Raw genomic sequence first — 22,032 nt, 5'->3', positions numbered from 1 at the left:
GTCGATACCTACTACTAGATGAGAGGTGGAAATTCGTTCTATACGTTGATTTTGTCCATCGTTTTGTTTAAACTTCATAGTAAGAGCGCCTCCTTGATGGTATTGGGTTTCAAACCCGTGCACAAACCCATCATACCGAGGCGCTCCTTTTTTGACAAAGTCCAAATCTTAGTCATTACAGGAATGTTTAGCGCAATTCCTTATTTTACGGTTCTCCGAAAAGAAATTTAATATAATACTTTGCCGATCCACCCAACTAATACCCCAGAACTTCCGAGATTTGCGAATCATTCGTCATGGCCGTAAACCAATTTGGATACAAGGAAACTGGTCTCGTTATTTCATCCAGTCTCGCAACATCTTCGGTGCTCAACTGAAGCTCTACCGCGCGCAAATTATCTTCCAATTGGGCTAGTTTACTGGAGCCAACCAACACGCTACTGATGTAGGGCTGGGCCAGAAGCCAAGCCAGCGATACTTGTGCCGGTGTCGCTCCATATACTCCAGCTATTTCGCGAACAGTGTCCAAAATCTTGAAGCCGTACTCTTTGTCATGCGGCAGAAAGTCAAAACCGCTTAAGCGGTTTTGAGCGTCATTCAAGTTCTCTTTGCTATATTTTCCGCTCAAGAAGCCACCAGCGAGCGGACTCCAGACAGTTAATCCGATTTTATTTCGGACCGCGAATGGAACCGTCTCATGTTCAATGTCACGGCCAACTAAGGAATAATATAACTGACCGTTAATAAAGGTCGCCCATCGGCGCTCACGCTGAATCGATACGGCCTGCGCCGCCTGCCAGGCCGGCCAATTCGAGTATCCGATATAGCGAATTTTCCCTTGCCGTACCAGATCGTTTAGCGCTTCCAATGTTTCCTCCAGCGGTGTGTATTGGTCGGTTTTATGTACGATATAGAGATCTATGTAATCAGTGCTTAAGCGACGTAGACTAGCTTCGCAAGCCTCGAAAAGATGCTTACGGGATAAACCTGCTTGTACGAGCCCCGGACCCACGCGAAAGCCGCCCTTCGTAGCGATGACGGTTTCCTTGCGCCGGGAACTGAGCAGCCGTCCAAGCATCTCTTCACTTTGCCCGTCCGCATAACCGTCAGCGGTATCAAAGAAATTAATGCCCGCATCTAAAGCGCGGTCAACAAGCTGCTGCGCGCCGCTTTGGTCCACTTTGTATACACTGGGATTGTTCCCTGATCCGAAAGTCATCGCCCCGAATGCCAGCCTAGAAACAAGCAATCCCGATTGACCCAATATTGCGTATTTCATCTTCTCTCCTCCTCGATTCACCTGAATTGGAATACAAATCCAGTATATCAATAATGTAAACTGATAGTATGAGACTTAAGTCGATGAGTCGAAAGACATTGTCCATCGACTTATATTATGCCTTATATGGAGCCTCTAATTTTATTGAACTATCGTTTCCGTTAGCGCAATTCAGAGTCTCAATCTCACCATAAATATTAAATATAATATACGAGGTAATCCTATAGCAGATAGTATTGTTATTACGGTACGTACTTTTTTCTCATCTCGTAATATAAATGCGAAAAACTTATACCCTAAAATACCAATCAATCCACCCAAACAATTTAAAATTATGTCATCAATGTCTGATGTTCCGATGCCTAAAAGCCCCTGAGTGATTTCAACAGATAAACTCACAAAGAATATAAACAACAAATTGGTTATCACTCTTTTGTCTTTTTTGAATAATGACAAATAAGTACCAAGAGGAAGAAGAATAATTATATTGCCAACCACATTACTAAAAGCGAATTTTTTTATAGTCGTGGAACCGCCAAATAAATATTCCTTTATACTATAAAAAGGAATAAGATTGATTGACCTATTAAAAGTCCTTTGATTATTAAACATCTCCAAAAGTGAAATTCTTGATAAGAACAATAATTTAATTAAAAAAATTATGTAACAAATGAAAACACCATATAAAAAGATTGTTTTAATTCGTTCTCGTTTATTCATAATAATCTCCGGTTTCGTTTACTTTTTCTCCTACGGAACATATCATGCAGCTTCTTCTTATATTTCAATGCCATATTCCCCTTCTTTGAGTCTATGAGCTAATAATCACTGTGTGTCAAACCGAAGTAGCGAAAATGCGCTCAACTCTCCTGACCATTCATTAGCTCTAGGATAAGGAAAACTGTTTAAATAAAACTGGGGGTAATAATAAAATTTTTCTTAAAACGCGCGTCCCTCAGTTTAATGGCTGCGTTTTAGTTTAAACTAACGAGGAACGTTAGTTCCATAACAAAGATCAAACAGGCTTCAGGAGATAAACTCTGTGGCCTGTTGTGCTAAGGGGCAGATTACGTTAATCGTGGAAAACCTATTTGAGATTTTCGCATAATAAAATATCTAGTTAATAGTTGATCAACAATAAGAAACCTTTTATGGAAGCAATAAAAACAAATAAAGAAACGATAATATATTCCCAAAATCTTTTTCTATCTTTTTAAAGTTCAGCTAATCCTGTCACTAACATGAAAAGCGCTAGGAATAACATCAAATACGGCATGAATTCACAGTTTTGAGTAATTAGACTAAAAAGAGAGCAACAAATAACGATTATTGCTAAGTAATTCTACTTATCTTTAAAAACATGACCCCTCCTACTGAAAATTGATTAGTGCTTTCATTTAGGTGATACTTTAGAAATGTCCAATCTTAGCAATCTACCTGTCGTTGTTTCAATATAGGCATATCCCATAAAAAAACGGAAACAAAGAAACCATCGCACCATTTTTCTGAAAGGTTTATTCCCTTATAGTGATAAGAGTTTAAAACACGAAAGTAATATAACTTTACCCTATCACCTGTTTTTAAATTATTGATAAATACTGTTCTTGAGCCCTCATTACTGCTTAAACTATCCATTTCTTTTTGTGAGGTTTCGTCTGTAAAGGTGGAGGGGATATTTCTGATTTCAGTCTTAACAATTTTGACATTTGCATTAGGTAGATATGGTGAAATGACTTTAACAACAGCATAATTAACATAATATTTGTATCCAACATAACCAATCCAAGTAATTGCAATGACCACTAAAATTATCAGTGTTTTTTTGTGCTTCAAAGTTCAACTCTCCCAAACTACATAAAATCATTCTTTCATCAACGTATAACTTTCGCTATATTATACCATATTTTGGAATTTATATTTGTCATTTCGTTTTCAAATTTTACGCACAGTCCGTCGATGGAACACAAATTCCTACCACCCTCTACTGCCCGTTAACGAAGTAATCACTATTTCTTACCAAACATGTTTTTATTGCAATCATTATTTAGTTTTAATCTTCGATTAATAAATCATGGTTTTTATATAAACAGACCCCCATTAATATAAGGAAAATCGGACTTACAACCTTAAAACGGTGTAGGTCTGATTTTCGTTTTTAGTTAAGTTAATGCTTAACGCGTACCCGTTAGATGAGCAAAGGACCACCTATCAGAACCAAACTTATTTTTTTTGAAAAATAATTCAATTGCAACACCGACCACTATGCTCACTACCTTTTAATACTAGCTTATCAATGATTGGTATTTGGTGGCAGTACTAATTATTTATATCTCACAACATTCTTTTGCGTTTTCCCGTTAATGGGGCTATTTCAATTCATTCTCGTCAAGTACAGCCGGGAGCTCGATCCAAGCTCGTACACCTTGATCTTCTCTAAGACTGTAATGTAAACCGTAGTTTTCGCCGAAATGCAGCTGAATCCGCTTCTGAACATTAATGATTCCGAAGCCTCGATTATTTTCCTTCCCCTGCAGGATACCATTCATCATCTCGATATCCACCCGGCGATAACCGTTATCTTCTACACTGATGATGACATTATCATCCTCGCTTTTTACCGAAATCCATAATTCCCCATCCTGGCTCATGTTCTTAATCCCGTGCAGAATCGCATTCTCAATAATCGGCTGAAGAACGACCTTCGGCATGACAAATCGCTTCGCTCCCTCTTCAATATCCCAATGGACTTGAAAGGCATATTCATAGCGGAATAGCTGCAAGCGAACATAAGCCTCCGCGTGATTGATTTCCTCCATAACCGGAATTAAAAGCTTCCCTTTGCTAAGCCCAATTCGCATAATTAGCGATAAATCCTTGATCATTTCAGCAGACTCTGCTGCCCCTTCCATTAGCGTATGCCAATATACAGATTCCAAGGTGTTGTAGAGCAAGTGCGGATTAATTTGTGTATGAAGAATAGATAATTCAATCTCCTTATGCCTCAGTTCGAGTTCATATTGGTCATAAATCGTTTGATTCAAGCGATCAGTCATGCGTATAAAATGATTATTGAGTAAAACAATCTCATTTTTGCTCTCAGAGTGTAAGGAAATAGCTAAGGGTCTACCTGGATGATAAGAATTCGTGATGCGGGCTAGTCGAGAGATCGGTTTCAAGATCGACTGGATAAAGTATATACTCGCCAAAATCAAGATAAAGAAATAAATAACCATGATCCAATCAACCAATCGCTGCACACTAATATGATCGATAATAATCGACTGAACAGGAACTCGCATGAGCAATTTCGTTTTCGTATATTCACTTGTGTGAAGAACGCACATGAACTCTTGTCCAGCCTCTTTCAGCTTATAAACACCTTCTACTTGATTCGCAGGAACATGTACCGATGATCCGATCTCAAAGCTGGCTGTATTCGTCGCGAGCACCGTATTGTCTTGGTTTAAGAGCATTAATTCCGCATCCGCATATTTATCAAAAGGGGAAAAATCCTGCTGCAGAGGTGTCTCGATGCCTGATACTACCAAATATCCAATCACACTTTCCCCGTTATAAACACTATTTAATTGACGCATATACGCAACGGTTTGCAAATTATTAGGGTTGTATCCGAATTTATCAATAACACGAATAACCCCTTTCCCTCTCGCCTGACTTACCTCCTTATACCAAGAGAGCGCATTCAAGTCTGTTGAATAAAAAATACCATTGTTCAGAAGATCCGGATTGGGGACGAACGAATACTGCTTATCTGTATCCGAAAAAAACAACGAATATCGCACCGCACTCGTCGAATAGTTGTTCAAATATTTATCAAGGGCTTTAAAGATTTCAAATCGTTCAAACTCCGATGAGGACGGGATGCTTGCAAGCTGTTGGATTTCCTGAGATATCATGATTTTCTCTGTCTTTTCCTCGAAATCACTGCTCTCTCTGTCTAGTGTCAAATGACTTCCTCGCACTAACTGGAGCAGCGCGTTCCCTACTTGCTCTTCTGTAATGGACTCCAGCTTTTTGGCTACAAACAAATCCAATACCAATATCGGGATGACGACGAATAAGATGAGCAATACGATTAACTTTTTCATCAAATTCATATTACGCAGCATTTTTCGCATGCCGACATTCCTTCCTTTCAAACCGTATCCTCGGAGATTATTACTCCTAGCCGTCTCATTGCACACATAGCTTCGCTATAACGGTCGCAATCTCCTTTAAGCAAAAGAAAACGCCTTCAGAATAAGCATTCTGAGGGGCGTTCATTGACCTAACCTTTGACACTGGAAACGGTTAACCCACGTATGATAAATTTTTGGAAAATGAGAAAAAATGCAACCGGCGGCAGCATCGCCATCGTCAAGATAGCAAACCGCACACTCCATGGAATAACCGATGTTGAGTACACCACATACCGATAAATCCCTGTGGCAAGCGGGTACATCTCCTTTTCAGTCATCACAATGCTAGGCCAGTAGAAATCATTCCATGTTGTTGAGAAGGACAGAATCAGCAGGGTCCCAATAATGGGAGTTGAAAGTGGGACAGCAATTTTAATGAATGAATTAAATTCACTCGCCCCATCAATTCTCGCTGCCTCCAGAATTTCTTTGTGAATGCCATCGAAGAAGTTTTTGAGCAGAAGCATGAAATAAGCATTCGCTGCAGCCGGCAGCCAGAAGGCCCAGTACGTATTGATCATGCCCAAGCTTTTCAGGTTCATAAAGTTAGGAACGATGTAGGTTGCTGGCGGTATCAACAGAGTCGCTAAGAAAAAGAGCGTCACCCATCTCTTGAACGGTACCCTCAAATGTGACAACGCGTAGGCAGCTAAACCAATTAGGAGCAGCGAGCATACGACATTTCCCATGTAGATGAATATCGTATTCTTCAAGAAAGTCAGTAATGGCAAATCGAACCCGTTCCATGCATCATTGTAATTGGTCCAAATCCAGCTTTTCGGAAAAAAGGTTGGTGGAAAGGCAAAGAATTCCTCACGTGTTTTGAGTGAACCAAAAAAGGTATTGAAAAACGGGTATAATGTCGTAATGCCAATGATGATCATCAGCAGCACCATGAGGGTGTAACCGGCTTTCACAGCGCCTTTTTTCATATCAAATGGCGAAATAATGCCGCGTTCATCCCGCTTCATGCCTTCTCACCTCTACGCTGCAACAGATTGTATAACACGGACAGTAGGATTAAAACGAAAAACATTAAGCTGCCCATTGCACTCGCTTTCCCAAAATCAAGATCACGGAACGCCGTATGATTCATCCACAGCAGGTACGTAAGCGTCGCATTATTCGGGCCACCGTCGGTCATCGATAATTGCGCTTGAAAGCCCTGTGAAGTCGTGATCAGCTGCAAGAGAAGTAGAAGCAGCATCAAAGTCTTGATACTTGGAAAGGTAATATGGCGGATACGCTGCCAGACACAGGCGCCATCGATCTCAGCCGCTTCGTATATGTCCCTCGGAATACCCACGACTGCAGCGATATAGATGAGAGTGGCTGCGCCAAAGCTTTGCCACGTTTCTAGCAGAACAATCGAACCCATGGCCATCTTCGGACTGAAGAATTCCACTTTTGGGATACCGAACGCTTGTAACAGGCTGTTAATTGGGCCAACGGCATCAAAAAACCACTGCCACATCCCATAGAGCACGATGGCTGGAACAGCGCTTGGCAAATAGCCAATGATACGGGCTGCCCCCTGAAACCATTTTAATTCGGAGACGACAATTGCGATAAGCGGCGGTACCCAGAAACCGAGTAGGACGCCTAAGCCCATATAGTACAGCGTATTTTTAATCGAGGTGAGTAGCAGTCCATCTTGAAAAATACTTACATAGTTAGCCAAGCCAATGAAATGATTGCCATCGACAAAATCAATATTGTAAAAGCTGTAGAAAATCCCTTTAAAAATCGGCACCCATAAAAATACAATAAATAACACGATTTCTGGAAAGACAAACAGCGTCCCCCACAAAAACCAGTTGATTTTCTTCTTCACCGTACTACTCGCTACGATAGGTCGTACACGCAATTCTGCTTGCATGTTGAACACTCCTTAAAGTTTTCGTTAGAAAACTTACTTCGAAAGCATATACTTATAAAATCGGACCTAAACCGCTAAACGGCTTAGATCCGATGTTCCGGTGCTACTCGACTTTCACTTTGTCAAATACTTCCGTTTGCACTTTACTCGATGCATCAGCCAGCGTCTTTTTCAAATCAACATCTTTGGTTGTGAACACTTTTTGGATCACATTAGCCATCTCGGTATAATATTTCTGTGCCTCATACTGAGCTTCAGGCTTACCATCCCATAGGTTGAGCAATTGGGGGTCGTATTTAAATACGTTGTCATATTTAGCCAGTAAATCGGTATACTTTTTGCCAAAATCAGAGGAATCCTTCCAGTAGTTAATAGGTTGTGGAATGTAGACACGGTTTTTCCCTTTACGGTCTTCGATTTCTTTTTTCGTGGAATTTAGGAAGTCGTCTGTGAAGTACTCGTCCGTAATCCATTTGAAAGCAAGTTGCTGTTGTTCCTTGTCACTCTTCGGATTAATAACGCGATAGTTACCGCCAAGAACGCCCGTATGCTTGCCGCCTTTCGTGATCGAAGGCATTGGATATACGACCATATCCTCTTTGCTGATACCGCCCTCATTGATCGCAGCATCTGCCGCGTTGCCGCTTCCGCACATCACCATCGCACCGCGTCCTTGGGAGAAAGCGCTCAATGCGTCGCCATACCCTAAGGCCCAGTTCTGAGGAATTAAGTTCTCGTCTTTTAACTTTTTATAAAATTCAAGCGCCTTCACACCAGCATCAGAATTGAACACGCTTACCACTTTCCCGTTATCGAGCTTCTGCACATCGCCGCCAGCTGCATAAAGGAAATTCGTCCAGTTCCAGCCTGCTTCCGGTCCTTTACCCATTGGAATAAAGCCCGCGATGCCTTTGGCCGGATCATTAATCTTTCTCGCTGCCGTTAACAGATCGTCCCACGTCCAATCCATTGGAGGCAGCTCGACACCTTTATCTTTGAAAAGCTTCTTGTTCAGCGTAATGGTCATCACGTAACCGTCGATGGGCACTCCATACGTTTTACCATTCACCACAAACGGTTTGGAAAGAAGATCATTCATGTCCTTAGCATGTTCCCAGGCATTGATCGAATCGGTAATATCAGCGACCCATTTCTTGTCGACGAGCACTTTACCTTCTGTTGCATACGTCGTATATTCGGTTGGCGCGCTATTCGAAGCCATTTTGATCCCAATTTCCAACGGGTTGTACTGCCAGTCGTCTTTCTTGAAATCAACATTCGGGGTTTTCGCCTTAAAGCGGCTGATCCGCTGGTCAAGCTGATCATTCTTTTCCTTCTGGTCAGGCTTGAAGCCTTGGGCTGTAATTGTCACTTTTTTGGCTGCAGGCGTTGCTGCTGCTGCTGTTTCCTTTGCTGAAGCGGGACTGCTTGTTGTGCTAGTCGTGGTACTGTTCGAACCACATCCTGCGAGTAAAACGGTCAGTGCAATCACACTGATGGCTGAAGCCTTTTTAACTTTCATGTTTGGTTCCCCTTTCGAATCGTTTCATCAAATGTTAGTTTCTACACTTTCGATTATAAAGGGAACCGCCAAGAGCGACGATGTGTCCTGTTACGCTAATCATGTCGCATCTTACGGACCCGTATGTTTTAACTCCGAAATATTCAACCCGAAATGTTTTTTAAAAATTTTACTGAAATGCTCTGGTGATTCGTAACCGATTTCCTCCGAAATTTCGTACCTGCGTTTGTCCGTGGTCAGAATCAATTGCTTCCCTTTTTCCATACGAAGCTTGGTCACATAGTCCCAAATGTTGACTCCCATCACTTTTTTAAACAAATAACTCAAATAATTAGGGCTTAAATGCACAGCATCGGCGATATCTTGAAGCTTCAGGCCTTTATCACAGAAGTGTCCTTCAATATAGGTTTTTGTCTCATAAACAATTCGGTTATTAGCCTCGTCAACCTGCGTGTTTGTTAAATTCTGCTCGTTCGTCGTTTTGCCGATATCCTCAATGTAGAACATGTGATGCCCTTTGTGTGTTTCGCTCCAACCCAAGCTCTCCAGAGCTTCTTGATAGATAACAGGCAGCTGTGTGATACCCTCCCGAATGCGGCTGATCCCAATCTGACATTTGACATTGACGTATTTCTGCAAATTCGTGTGAATCATCTGGGCGACCATCAACAATTGATTAATGCTCTGAGAACCCCTAACCTCCTCTTCAGGAATTTGCAGCAGCAAGGAGAAAGTAGAATTATGCGTATTAAAAACAAGATGACACCACTGATTCGCGGTCTCCTCAATAATATTCAAAGCGGCGTACTTCAGAAGACTACGGTCCTTCAGCGTCGATATTTCCTGATCATGAATGCCGCCTCGATCTAGGGATAATTTGATCACTAACATGCTGTAATGCGTACCCCTCATTCGGGTTCCAAGCTTCTCCATAATGGCAGGTACCTCAGACTCATGGACCGTTCCGGTGACAAGCTCATTCAAGTAATAATTCATCTCGAGCGAAGTATGCTCTGACAGGGTTCGGCTGCTCTCCCAATTAGAGAAATGCCGCTGCTTCTCTTCCTTCTCTCCCAGCAACTTAGCTGCTACCGAAATGAGATGAGGCGGCGTTATCGGCTTGACCAAATATTCCTTGGCTCCGAAACGGATCGCCTTCTGTGCGTACTCAAACTCGCCATGGGCGGATAAAATGACGATTGGAATCGTAGGATCTTCCATGAATATATTTTCAATTAATTCAATACCGTTCATCTTTTCCATCTGTATATCCGTAAAAACAAGATCGATTTTCTCCAAATGTATAAAATCCAACGCTTCAAAACCGTTATATGCGATAAACACCTCAGCGATGTCCAGATTCGACTGTTTCAATATGGTAGCCACGCCTTTACAAATCATCGGCTCATCATCTACAACCAAAATATTAACCATGCGGCCACCTCACTATCCTTTTATGCATCAATACCATTTTATTGTACAACAAATGGCATTAACATGTGTTTTATTACGGTTATTGTGTCTTATGTTCCGAATTGTGAGGATAAACAATTTAAACAGCCTGAAACTGGATGTTATGAACTAAATCTTGCTAGCACCAAAGGGTGTAGCTCCAAGGTTACAGATATTGTTGTATTTCGTACAAATGATCCGATAAAATAAAAAATCCGCCATTTAAGCGGATCCTAATCGGACTATATTCTTGTCACCCGACATTTGTAATTCATGGTTGAAAGAACTATTATTTTGAATCAGCAGCCTAGCAGATCGAAGTTCCGTGTCTTTAAAACTTAATGAAATCAGTACTTATTTGACCTTCTTTGTTCACTTTCCAAATCGCTTTATTATAAAAGCTAGAGAAACTTGCCTCATCTTGGCTTCCTTGTATTACAATAAATCGTTTTATTAGATCGTTCTCTTTATTATCAAATAACCAACCCTTCTCTTCTCCTAATTTTTATTGAAATATCGTCTTCCAGTAGTTCAGCGAGCAAGACAAATACTGATTAACGTAATAGCTCGCCGTAAAACACATGAAAATGAAGATGTTTTGAGTCTTGGTATTTTCCCAAATTTGTCAGCACCCTGCAGGCTCCATGCTCAGACTGTACCTGCGATGCCACCTTTTTAACAACGTCTATCAACTCAATTAAGAGCTCATTATCGCTTTGTTCCAGCGTAAGAAGAGGCGAAATATGCTTCTTCGGAATCGTAACAATGTGAACGGGATAATAAGGGCGAGTGTGATGATATGCAAGCACGTTATCAGTTTCAAATACCTTTTGCACAGAAGTACGACCACTTAATACCTCATCACAATAAAAATCCTCGGTCAAACTTATCCCCCCCCAGTATTTTCGTTAGTTGAACGAATAAGGTCGCCATCAAGGGCTGCATATATTTCTACTTACGGATATAATTTCTCAAATTCGCTTTTAGTCAGGCCATATATATATTCGTCATAGTGCTGGCTTTTTGTAAAAACCATGTCTCTAATTCTTCCTTCTTGGACAAAGCCAAGATGCTCCTGCAATGCTGCAGATCCATCATTGAAGGCATAGACATGAGCGTTAACCTTCCGATATCTTAATTCTTCAAAGTAATATCGAAGTACTATCTTTATTGCATCAGAAGCATAGCCATTACGCCAATACTCCCGAAATATCGAAACCCCATATTTGAAAGTCCCGTTTCTAGAGTTACAACTATTTGTGCTTATACTTCCGACGAGTGTGCCATCAAATGTTTCAATTGCCAAAAATACATTATCCCCGTTTGAGGTATTAGAGGCTTGCTGTTCTGCCCACTGCCTTGTCCCTTCTTCTGATCTCGGAAAATGTATTTCATCACAAAGTCTGGCGTTAACCGAATCCAGGTCATTGTTATGAAACTTGTCCCCGTCTGATGGCAAAATTGGCCTTAACCTGACTTTTAAACCATCCCACGCATAATTGCTCATATATATTGATCCTCCTAATTTCAATCTCTTATGTTAGAAGAGCCTCATCTTGCAATCTCGTTATAATTTCATTAACGGTTTCTTCAGGAGTTAATTCAGATGAGTCCAACCACATTCCGATTCGAGGTGTTTCATCTCGCAACAGACTATCCAATCTCTCAACGGTCCATATACCATATCCTTTTTTTAAACGGGCAGATTCCCTTAGTGTGACAACTGACTGGTTTGGACAAAGAACCACGACATAAAAAGGGCGGTTTTGGATATAGGAAATAAAATCATTTAACATTTGTCCAACCACGACGTCTTGAACTACAACTGTAAATCCTGATTGAAAATAGGCATCCGCAGATTGTGCGGCCAGCCGATATCGAAGTCGCAATTGGTTCAGTTCATCACTTCCGGCATCTGGGTGAACCTCTTTGCGGTTATTAACAATCATTCTCCGGAAGGTATCTCCCCGCAAATGAACCGATTTCTCGAACCGTTCGGAAAGCAACTGTGCCACCGTTGATTTCCCACTCGCCATTATTCCGGTAATTAAAATAATGCTAGGACATTCTGGCAACATAGAGTCATCACTTCTTTCATCTTTTTACCAAATATTATAAGGGTAATAAATAACTGATTTAAGGGCGAGTTTAGATAAATACGATTTATTCCGCTCATCTGGCCGTTAGCACAAGTTCCCCATTAGTTCAATAATATCTGCCATTTTAGGTGTTCAAAACTCGTCGATCAACGAAATTCCTTTTGTAATCCGCATGCGACTATCTTGTAAAAAATGGCGTGTCCAATCGTCTGGTTGACTTAAGTCCCAGCTCCGGTGCATACTGACGAATACGACAATTTCTCGTAATCTAAGGAAGAGCCCAAGCTGTTCCTTCCAGCCGTCAGGCATTTGACGACCATCCTCTGTATAACCTTGCTCGAAATGTTTAATGAAAAGTTCACCAAAGCAACTAGCAGAGATCGGTTTCTTGACTCTAATTTTATTAAGTCCATTGGTTAACAATGGTTCATCCCCGTTGTAAATTAGAACTCCATTATCTTGCAAGCCATTTACAATCTCTAATTTGGCGGCAGCAATTTCTTCCCTTGATCCAAGACTCGATAAGTGAGACACACCAATCATTGTTATGACAGCAACATCTGGCTGAGCTATACGGGAGAGTCGATCGATTTGACCACGCGCACTCATCCCCATTTCAATTACAGCAACTTCTGCGTTTTTATCTATATCTAGTATGGTCAAGGGAACTCCAATTTGGCTATTTAAATTCCCCACAGTTTTATGAACTCAGTATTTTGTCTGCACCACGGAATTTATCATATCTTTTGTGGTTGTCTTACCATTGCTACCAGTAACACCAATTACTTTTAATGATAATTCCCTTCGATAATTAGCGGCCAGAATTTGAAGTGCTGTTAAGCAATCATCAACATAAATTAATGGTAAATGAACAGGTGGGTTGGGATGATCCTTTTGCCATAATGAGGCTACAATTTCAAGCTATGGCAATAATATCTTGTTCTTGTCCAAAAATCAGCTAAGAATATAACTTCTTGTCTATATTTACGGCAAAAGATATTTGTTCTTAGCACAAAAATTAATTATTTTATTCATTGAATGACGTCCCTAAATAGTTCTTTTATTTGCTTATTAACACTTCTTAAAAATGAAATATGATGCATTGAACTCCACCACGGCAAAGGATATTTGTTTTTGTCCAGTATCAGTAAAGGATGTAAGTTCTTGTCTAGCGAAAAAGACAAGAACTTACATCCATAAAATAATAAATCCGCACTGCGCGCGGATCTCTAAAGATATATGATCTTGTCCTCTTACATCAAAAGTGCATTTTATTGTTGCTTGACTTCTTCCTTCATAGTGCGTCATTCGCTATGAATGAAGAAATTCGAGCGCCTTCTCAAGTGTGACGTCACGTTGTTGATAGAGATCTTCTCTTCTCATTGTGACCTCCAAATTCGGCACGATGCCGATCCCTTCGAACGAATCTCCGTTGGGTAAAAAAGAACGAATGGCTCCGACCATTACGACGATGTTGCCGTCATCGAAATTCCGAATTAACGGTTGGCCAGTTGAACCATAAGTACGCTCGCCGATGATTGTCGCCCTGCCGTTTTCCAGGAACGGTAAGATGAAGTCCTCAGCAGCCGATCCGGAGAAACGATCCACTAGAAGGACTAGTTTTCCAATATATGGCGTAACTTCGAATACTGGATCGGCATAATCGTCTCCGCTTTCCGCATAACTGTAATCGGGTGCAAAGCAGATCTCTGCCTTAGGATGCCGTTGTCTCAGGAATTCGGGATGGCGTGCTCGTTCTTTCCACCACCTATAGGGCCGATCCATGAGTCGTTGGGTTAGCTTTCCCGGAGTCGAGCCACCGCTATTGCCCCTTACGTCAACAATAACCGCAGTGGCATAGCGAAACTCCTCGAGGAGCTCCAGAGCCCTCTCTTCAAACTTCAAATGGTTGAAGCTTGGAATTCGAATGTAAGCGATTATTTCACTCTGAAGCCATTTTCCCGTCGTTTCCACAAGATTCAGTGCCTCGAAGTCGATGGGCTTGCGAAGCAAGTCGACAGATCGTAACCCTTGCTGATTCATAACCTCCACCTTAACCTGTTCTTCCGTAAGGAGATGTGACAGATAGTAAGGTAGTCGTCCGATCATCGATCGCCAATCGGTGATGCCTGTGAGAGAACTAATATCGTCCAACCAATTCCTCAGTGGCCTTTCCCCGATCGACACCACTAAGTCCCCGGGTTTCAACAAGCCGGAATCATCTTCTTTTACCACCCATTCGTCATCCAACTCCAGCATTGAAAAACCAACCATTCCGCCATGGGGGAATGGAGCTGCTCGGTCGAAATAATTCGAATGGCCGTTGCGAAGCTTTCCGAAATACTCCCACATGACGGTCTGGAAGTCAGCCCGCCGTTCAGCTCTCGCCGCTTTCCTGAAAAATTCCTCCGCAATGGTTCCGAGATCGTCGGGCCCGAATTTCGCATTTTCCCAATGAGTAATGCTTTTTCTGTTAATCTTATGGATTCCGACACAATCAAAAGCCGTTGTTCCAACGACAGCTCGGGCATTTGGATCACGCTCCTCATAATAGAGTAAAGTCGTCAACTATGTTCATTCACTCCCCTAATATTACCTTATTTTGGATGTGAGTGAGAAGAGTGTTTCCACGCTAAACTGCCTTTCATAGCAAAAAGAGACCCACAGCAACGGCTGAGGGTCTAAGTTTATATTTTAAAGGGGGGTCGACTTTTATTATAGGCTTGATTCATTAATGCCACATGAAAATAAGATTTCAATCATGTTACATTTACTTAACTCTTGTTCCTCGTTAGCGTAATTCGTTAGTTTGAAGGAATGCATTGTTATATGTTACAGTTAGCAAATGTTTGGTCAATACTTGCTCTATCGTATTTTAATATCCATTCATGATAATCTCGATAGATGTTTATCAACGCTTCTTTTGATGAAGCGACTACATCGCATCCCCTGTCATCATAAACATGAAATATGGTTCCAGCGGAAATATTGACAAAAAAAACATCATGACAAATCGAAGGTCTGATTGCAACATCATTATTACATATTGCTTTAATCAAACTTCCATACTTAATGTTCCTTCCGTAACACTTTAAAATGAACCGATGTGTTTCAAAATCATCTATCTCATAAACATCAGCAAATACATAAGGAATTACTTTATGCTGTAAGCATTTCAATACATCTTTATTGTTAATATATCTTCGATAAACCTTGGGGTTTCGCCTTATTGGATTAGGTTTATCAGCAAAATGCGCATTAGTTACAACATATATTTCATCATTATCTTTATGTATGTGCGTGTAGATACTAATCGCTCTATTATAAACTTGTTCCATATATAATGCCTTATCAACCTTGAACATTGGTGGGTTTCCAAGTTCAAAACGAATGCCGTAGTCCCAATTATAAAAAAGAGGTGGGCAAAGCAATAGGTTTGGAAAATACTTTTGTAAATAGTCATCCAGAGACATCAGACACCTCTTTTATTTGTTTTACGGATATAGCATATTGGGACATATTATTCATCTTGAATCCCCCGAATGCTGTATCATTAGTTAGGGCATAGTATATGCCATCTTCATTTGCTTTTTTGGTAACGAAATCTGCTTTTTGTATAATGGCTAAGACCTAGGGTCTCTAATAGTGCACTTCTAACACGTTTTTCTTCTACTCCTATTCCGTTCATTGAAATCGAATCTGTAAAATAGGAAAGACTGTGTCCATTTAACTTGGCAAAACTTGATAGTTCACGAACAGTTTTTGCAGAAAGCGCTGACTTATAAATAACAGTATTTTTTGCTTTAATAAGTGCTCCATTTGCTGATATTAAAGTATCAATGCCGAGTGCAATTAGTTCTTCACACAAATTAGTGGAATTCTGTGCCTTGTTGATCCATTGTAATCGAAGTAACCTACCCGTTACTACAACGAACAAGAGCAAATCGCCGCGGCGCCTGCTCCCGTTTTTTGAGTAATTGTACTTAGTTAGAGCTTCAAAAGAACGGTTAATGTCCTTACATCACCCTAGACCCGATCTGAAGCAATATAAATGCCCATCCAGTATACAAAACGGTATACAACCCGCCATATGCAAGACTTAAGCCAACTCGATTACGGCACGCCCTCCCTTTTAGAAAGACATATCGGTATGCCCTATAAAACAACCAATACAGCATTACACCCATGAACACGATAATCCCCCAGAGCATGTTACCGACCAAAAAAATAAGAATGAGCATCACAATCGTAATTACGATCCAGGCAATAACTGTAAGTACGATCCCAAATAGGCCGTCACCGGAGAACTCTACCGGAAACAGGTCGCCCGCCGAAGCAAAATCCAATACATCCCACTTTCCAAACGGTTTCCACCCTTCCTTATATAAGGGATCGTTCTGCAACCTTACTCCCCTGTACAAACCAAAGGACAGAAATGTAAAAAGTACTATAGCTAATACACCCGTCGTGATCTCGAGCTCCACTAAAATTGAGCGATGGCCGATGGCAAATACCAGGACTAAGGTAAGGACCGTGGCAGAAAGGGATAATAGCGTCGCCGTCTTCGCATTAATCACCTTATAACGTTTCACAGATTGGCCCCCCCAGTTATTTTTTTCATACCATACGAAGCAAGCTTTCACTCAGTTTCAATAGCTAGAGTTCACCGTTAGTTGAATGATTTCTTTTGTTTTTTTAAGATATCAAGTCAATTATTTTCAAATCTTCTGCATCGACTACTAAGAGAAGACTAAGACAGAATGATGCAAAGAAGCGAAGCGAGACTGACTTTTGTAATTCGTGATATTTGGTTTCATTTTTCCCAAATCAACTTGAAGTAACCTTCCCGAAAGTGAAAAAAAGGCTGCATTGTCGGCAGCCTCAAGCCAGCTATCGTTCCCTTTGACGAGAACCAAACTTCATCGGATACTAATTGTCGGGACATTGGCTAATGACACTATTCTAAGTCATTTCGGGGATGTGGATTAATCGGCGGATATAAGAATTGATTATCGAATTGATTATCTTTCTTCGGATCATGATCATCAGGATTTCCGCTTTCATCTGGCATCTCAGCAGCATTCATAGCCGACATAGCTTCCAAGTTCACGAAGTCTTCGACTTCATCAAACTGGTTGTTTTGAGTCATTGCAAGCCTCCTTAAGGTGATTTCATTACTAGGCAATTATTCGCCTTATATCTACTTTTTATTCAGGAATTCAAGGAAGCAAAGTCCTCCGTCTAGATGGACCGAGGATGACCTTGGAACTATTGTAGGAACTCAGTTCGAAGATTTGAAACCTTACGCTACAACGGTACAATTTCAAAAGTCTCCTGATCTTCGAGATTACCAATATCGTAGACACTGCATATTTAAAAAAATGAATGGAGTTGATTTCTATTATAAGCCGCCGCGGCGCCTGCTTTGTTTGCATGTCTTTATGAACGCCAAGATAATCCGTTAACGTAATGAATGTTCAGCTAGATTTAATTCTGGATTGAATAATTTATTTTTCTTTAAAAAAGTCTTTAAACTGTGGTTTTTAACATGGAAAACAACAAGACCTTCTTCCTTTGTAAATACTAGTAGAGTTGGGAAATAAGTTTTGGACGGACTAATAATCATCACTACTTCTGTAACTGTTCCAGTAATCAAATCGTTATTAACTTTATAAGGTGGCGTAAGAGGGATCTTAATGGCTATGCCCTCGCTTGGTTCGATTTTTAAGGAACCTACGATACCATTCACAGAGGACAACCATTCTTTAACCTGGTTCTGCAACGAATTAGAGTTTTTTATTGTGAGGATTATCTCACCTTTTTTAATATCCAACACTTCTGCTCCATCTGATGCCCCAACTGTTTGAGCAAAAAGTAAACTAAATACTGCCACAAGGAATAACATGCGATCTAATGTTTTCAACAATAATTCAACCTCCTCCACTTAAGGTAATATTCCCCATTCTAAAGATTATTTTCCTTCTCTCAATTGAACTATGCTGCCCGTTAGCGGAGCGAAGGGCTGCAACACTGAAATCCCTTACAATATCCAACTTTTTTCTCACAGTGACAATCGGTACAGATTCTTGTCATGGCACTTCCGCATTTATGACTCTCGACGCCAGCAACATTTTTTTTCGGAGAATCATGAGGAAAATAAAAAAATCCTAAACACAAAAAGACCTCACTTATTAAAGTGAGGTTTTCCTGTTTGGCAACGTTCTACTCTCCCAGAACCCTGCGGTTCAAGTACCATCGACGCTGGAGGGCTTAACGGTCGTGTTCGAGATGGGAACGCGTGGGTCCCCTCCGCCATCATCACCAAACAGTCAAAGCGTGGTTTGCGCCTTGAAAACTAGATACGAAACATGCGTAAAGTTGAACAACTGCTTAGTCAACTGATCAGAGAGACTTTGACTTTCGTCAAAGATCCCTAAGCAGAGAGACTTTTGACTTCGTCAAAAGATCCCTAAGCAGAGAGACTTTTGACTTCGTCAAAAGATCCCTATATTAGGTTAAGCCCTCGACCGATTAGTATTCGTCAGCTGCATGCATTGCTGCACTTCCACCTCGAACCTATCAACCTCGTCGTCTACAAGGGGTCTTACATACTGGGAAATCTCATCTTGAGGGGGGCTTCGCGCTTAGATGCTTTGAGCGCTTATCCCCTCCGTACATAGCTACCCAGCGATGCTTCTGGCGAGACAACTGGTACACCAGCGGTACGTCCATCCCGATCCTCTCGTACTAAGGACAGCTCCTCTCAAATTTCCTACGCCCGCGACAGATAGGGACCGAACTGTCTCACGACGTTCTGAACCCAGCTCGCTCGTACCGCTTTAATGTGCGAACAGCCCAACCCTTGGGACCTACTTCAGCCCCAGGATGCGATGAGCCGACATCGAGGTGCCAAACCTCCCCGTCGATGTGGACTCTTGGGGGAGATGAGCCTGTTATCCCCAGATCATGTAAGTGGCGCGATCCGTTTGAATCTCCAATCCCTTTTCATTTTGAATACCATGGAAGTTTCCGTCGAAAGAAATTTCGTAACTATCTTCGGGAAGCCTTTGCTTTTCACCATCATGTGTCTCGATGCTTCCACTTCCGCGTAGTACGATCACTTTGGGTGATAAATAGGCGTCTAAGGTGTCTGAGAAGCTCATGAGACCAACGTCATTGACGTTAATTTCTATCTGATCTATATCTTCTTGATCTTCTTTTTTAATCTTGATGCTCTTGTCTTTATTGGCTTCAAACTAGCTACAAACCTCTTGTATAGTTAATTCATTCATCGTATTGTCCATCCCTTACTTTATTTATTCGATTCAAATGTTCTACGTAAGCATAAGTATTCTTTACATTAATGTGGATCGGCTATTCTATACTTTGGGTAGTAATAATTGTTACTCTTTATTAATATACGATAAATACAAAAAGACCCCATTCATAGGGGTCTACATCATTTAAGCATATAAAATTTTTTTTGTTTTACGACCATACTTCATTTGCGCAAACTTCATAAAGAGATTTTGAACCATTCTGATTTCGTGATCAGCTAAGTTCATGATGTCGATATACTTCTGACAATTCCGATCCTTAAAAAAATCGTCCCAACTTAACATCTTGTCATTTACAATAGCATTGTCAAGCGACATAAGGATCCATTTCTTGATGCCGCCCGTACATATTTTCACAGGATCTGGCGTGAAATAGTTGATATCACTTACGATTCCTGGTTTGAGCTTCAATAAAAGCGCAGCATTTAAAGCATCATCCAGTGCAGAATGACTTTGTCCGATGAATTGAAGGCCATGATCCTCTAGAGCTTTCTGCAAGCCTCCATCAAAATGCCGCGTCAAGTCCAACAATTGAGTAGTGATCCATTCTGTATGAACATGATTTACTTTGCAATCAACCATTAAAGTGAAGAAATCGCTGGCGCCCCATGCGATCAGCTTATAATCTGTGTCGCAAAATTTTTTGAATTTTTTAATAACCGCTTCAAAAGGCATGCTTTTTAATAACGTTTCTTTTGTGATACCGCAAAACTGCAATGCAAATCTATTTAAAGGAAATTTAGGACGAATAAAGCTTTGGAATGTCTCGATAATTTCCATCTGCTCATTTAATTTTACAGCCCCAATTTCAATAATCTCCATAGGATAAATGTCATAATGCTGCCTACCGTTGAATTCGAGATCGATAACGATGTAATTCATGCTCTATTCACCTCATTACTTCTCATATACCATGTACATATAAATGAGACTATGATGGATACGAATGTACCACATTCTCTTCATCCACTCAATCCTTCAATTCTTCCCAAGTCATTTTACTAAAAAAAATTGCCCTGCGCGATACTTGCCCAACTTCATCAACAAGGCATCGACATTTAAACACTAGCACCTCAGAAAGCTATAGTTTATAAACTAGTCCCTCGTTAGTTGAGCCGATATGACGCTGAAATCCGTACTATATTTTTACACCATAACCTTTATGTATTTATTGGATTTTTGACTTTCAGCGCAATTGGGACTGGCTTACTTCTCCCATGCCAAATACGATGATTACTGGATCCGTACAAAAAGAACAGCGGGGATGATAACTTCCAATGGTATTTATCACGGCATCTTCATTAGCCTTGATAACGGGGTTAGTTTTCTTTTAATTAAAATAGAATTTTTATAATATGGTCCCCTTATCAGATCCACTGTTCTTTTTACTCTATGGTTTTATGACTTTAATATTTGATATTCTGACGTCTCCTGTAAATTGAATAAGACCTTCCCTTTGATTTCCCTTTAGGTAACTTTCAAATAATTCTATTCCAGATTCCTATATATCTCTATAGTCCTTACTTTCTGGATCTTTAATTCCATTCTTTAATTCTTCAATTACTGATTCAATTTCAAAACGTTCAAGATTCATCATTCTACTCGAACAATTTGTATCAAAACTTGAAAATGCACCAACTAGAAAGTCATTAAGAAACTTGTCTTTCCCATATCTGATTAACTTCTCACCTAATTTATGAAAATCAAATCCTACTGACCATGCTTGAACTGACCATTTCGCTTCTTCCAAAAATAAATTTCTAATAAGCTCGACCGGAAAAAATAGATCAAGTCCTCGATATCGAATACACCATCCGGTTAGAGCAGCTACAGCGGATTGCCCTAAATAACCCGACACTACCATATTATCAAAGACGGTTTCTTTTTGTTTTCCGAATAGAAAAAAAAGGTTGCCCCACAGGTCAACTTTTTGACCTTATGTGACAACCTCTTCTAGATTAGTCAAGTACTACTGTCATATGCTCTTTCGTAACTGCCCAGTGGGAAGTAGCCCAGTATTTGGCTTTATCCTTGATCAAAATCATTTGCGGAGATTCGTGTTTAACATTCAAATCCTCGGCAATCTTGTTAGACACCGGACGTGATTCGAGAACTTTGACAAGCGTGTAATCTATCTCTTGATTCGGGGATCTCTTCAAATATTCAAATTCACGAAGCGCGTTAGCGCTAATCGGGCATGGAGAAGACCCCGAAATGCAATCCTTCATAATACAAGTTATAACGGGAACGACTGCTCCGGTGCCC

Annotated in this window: 19 protein-coding genes, 1 rRNA gene, 2 pseudogenes and 1 other annotated feature; all 22 genes and pseudogenes read right to left on the bottom strand. The window is 40.7% G+C overall.

Translation table 11 applies throughout. The annotated features are described in order from the left end of the window. Positions 1 to 256: 256 nt before the first annotated feature. The gene (locus AC58U0_RS34985; RefSeq protein WP_497383317.1) at positions 257 to 1,279 is read right to left on the bottom strand and encodes an aldo/keto reductase; all 1,023 of its coding nucleotides are present in this window, start codon (positions 1,277 to 1,279) and stop codon (positions 257 to 259) included. Between the two features lie 171 nt (positions 1,280 to 1,450). Beyond that, positions 1,451 to 1,999 carry a VanZ family protein gene (locus tag AC58U0_RS34980; protein WP_497383316.1) on the bottom strand — a complete coding sequence of 183 codons (549 nt, stop codon included), beginning with the start codon at positions 1,997 to 1,999 and terminating at the stop codon, positions 1,451 to 1,453. 705 nt (positions 2,000 to 2,704) lie between these two features. Beyond that, entirely contained in the window at positions 2,705 to 3,112 is a 408-nt protein-coding gene (locus AC58U0_RS34975; RefSeq protein ID WP_497383315.1) for a hypothetical protein, read from the bottom strand. A 533-nt stretch (positions 3,113 to 3,645) separates the two neighbouring features. Next, complete coding sequence (locus tag AC58U0_RS34970) at positions 3,646 to 5,418, bottom strand: cache domain-containing sensor histidine kinase (RefSeq protein WP_497383314.1); 1,773 nt, start codon at positions 5,416 to 5,418, stop codon at positions 3,646 to 3,648. A 149-nt stretch (positions 5,419 to 5,567) separates the two neighbouring features. After that, positions 5,568 to 6,449, bottom strand: coding sequence for a carbohydrate ABC transporter permease (locus AC58U0_RS34965; RefSeq protein ID WP_497383313.1), 882 nt, complete (start codon positions 6,447 to 6,449; stop codon positions 5,568 to 5,570). Beyond that, positions 6,446 to 7,357, bottom strand: a complete 912-nt coding sequence (locus tag AC58U0_RS34960) for a carbohydrate ABC transporter permease (protein WP_497383312.1) — start codon at positions 7,355 to 7,357, stop codon at positions 6,446 to 6,448. Before AC58U0_RS34960 ends, AC58U0_RS34965 begins: the two co-directional genes overlap by 4 nt. A gap of 103 nt (positions 7,358 to 7,460) precedes the next feature. After that, the gene (locus AC58U0_RS34955) at positions 7,461 to 8,879 is read right to left on the bottom strand and encodes an ABC transporter substrate-binding protein (RefSeq protein WP_497383311.1); all 1,419 of its coding nucleotides are present in this window, start codon (positions 8,877 to 8,879) and stop codon (positions 7,461 to 7,463) included. A 111-nt stretch (positions 8,880 to 8,990) separates the two neighbouring features. After that, positions 8,991 to 10,313, bottom strand: a complete 1,323-nt coding sequence (locus AC58U0_RS34950; RefSeq protein ID WP_497383310.1) for a response regulator — start codon at positions 10,311 to 10,313, stop codon at positions 8,991 to 8,993. 572 nt (positions 10,314 to 10,885) lie between these two features. After that, positions 10,886 to 11,215 carry an HIT domain-containing protein gene (locus AC58U0_RS34945; protein WP_497383309.1) on the bottom strand — a complete coding sequence of 110 codons (330 nt, stop codon included), beginning with the start codon at positions 11,213 to 11,215 and terminating at the stop codon, positions 10,886 to 10,888. Positions 11,216 to 11,286: 71 nt separating this feature from the next. Beyond that, a complete protein-coding gene (locus AC58U0_RS34940) occupies positions 11,287 to 11,838 on the bottom strand; it encodes a GNAT family N-acetyltransferase (RefSeq protein WP_497383308.1) in 552 nt (183 codons plus the stop codon). Between the two features lie 28 nt (positions 11,839 to 11,866). Next, positions 11,867 to 12,409 (bottom strand): AAA family ATPase, encoded by a 543-nt coding sequence (locus AC58U0_RS34935; RefSeq protein ID WP_497383307.1) that lies wholly within the window; start codon positions 12,407 to 12,409, stop codon positions 11,867 to 11,869. Positions 12,410 to 12,841: 432 nt separating this feature from the next. After that, positions 12,842 to 13,342: pseudogene (locus tag AC58U0_RS34930) on the bottom strand (Mur ligase family protein); the annotation flags it as partial. Between the two features lie 399 nt (positions 13,343 to 13,741). Then, a complete protein-coding gene (locus tag AC58U0_RS34925; RefSeq protein ID WP_497383306.1) occupies positions 13,742 to 14,998 on the bottom strand; it encodes a S41 family peptidase in 1,257 nt (418 codons plus the stop codon). 257 nt (positions 14,999 to 15,255) lie between these two features. Next, positions 15,256 to 15,903, bottom strand: a complete 648-nt coding sequence (locus AC58U0_RS34920; RefSeq protein ID WP_497383305.1) for a DUF3885 domain-containing protein — start codon at positions 15,901 to 15,903, stop codon at positions 15,256 to 15,258. A 107-nt stretch (positions 15,904 to 16,010) separates the two neighbouring features. Then, on the bottom strand, positions 16,011 to 16,367 hold the full coding sequence (locus AC58U0_RS34915) for an HAD hydrolase family protein (protein WP_497383304.1): 357 nt from the start codon (positions 16,365 to 16,367) through the stop codon (positions 16,011 to 16,013). 79 nt (positions 16,368 to 16,446) lie between these two features. Further along, positions 16,447 to 17,022 (bottom strand): hypothetical protein, encoded by a 576-nt coding sequence (locus AC58U0_RS34910; RefSeq protein WP_497383303.1) that lies wholly within the window; start codon positions 17,020 to 17,022, stop codon positions 16,447 to 16,449. A 365-nt stretch (positions 17,023 to 17,387) separates the two neighbouring features. After that, entirely contained in the window at positions 17,388 to 17,579 is a 192-nt protein-coding gene (locus AC58U0_RS34905) for a hypothetical protein (protein ID WP_497383301.1), read from the bottom strand. A 312-nt stretch (positions 17,580 to 17,891) separates the two neighbouring features. Beyond that, entirely contained in the window at positions 17,892 to 18,356 is a 465-nt protein-coding gene (locus tag AC58U0_RS34900) for a hypothetical protein (protein ID WP_497383300.1), read from the bottom strand. A 283-nt stretch (positions 18,357 to 18,639) separates the two neighbouring features. Continuing rightward, a 5S ribosomal RNA gene (rrf, locus tag AC58U0_RS34895) occupies positions 18,640 to 18,756 on the bottom strand. 197 nt (positions 18,757 to 18,953) lie between these two features. Continuing rightward, positions 18,954 to 19,485, bottom strand: a sequence feature (23S ribosomal RNA rRNA prediction is too short). Positions 19,486 to 19,893: 408 nt separating this feature from the next. Then, positions 19,894 to 20,649, bottom strand: a complete 756-nt coding sequence (locus AC58U0_RS34890) for an exonuclease domain-containing protein (protein WP_497383299.1) — start codon at positions 20,647 to 20,649, stop codon at positions 19,894 to 19,896. 619 nt (positions 20,650 to 21,268) lie between these two features. Then, positions 21,269 to 21,517 carry a hypothetical protein gene (locus AC58U0_RS34885; RefSeq protein WP_497383298.1) on the bottom strand — a complete coding sequence of 83 codons (249 nt, stop codon included), beginning with the start codon at positions 21,515 to 21,517 and terminating at the stop codon, positions 21,269 to 21,271. Between the two features lie 208 nt (positions 21,518 to 21,725). Then, positions 21,726 to 21,974 (bottom strand): annotated as a pseudogene (gene ytxJ, locus AC58U0_RS34880) (bacillithiol system redox-active protein YtxJ); the annotation flags it as partial. Between the last annotated feature and the right edge of the window lie 58 nt (positions 21,975 to 22,032).

This window comes from Paenibacillus sp. J31P190 (assembly GCF_059692075.1).
Note: the sequence above shows the minus strand (reverse complement) of the source record. Positions and strands in the feature narration are given on the sequence as shown.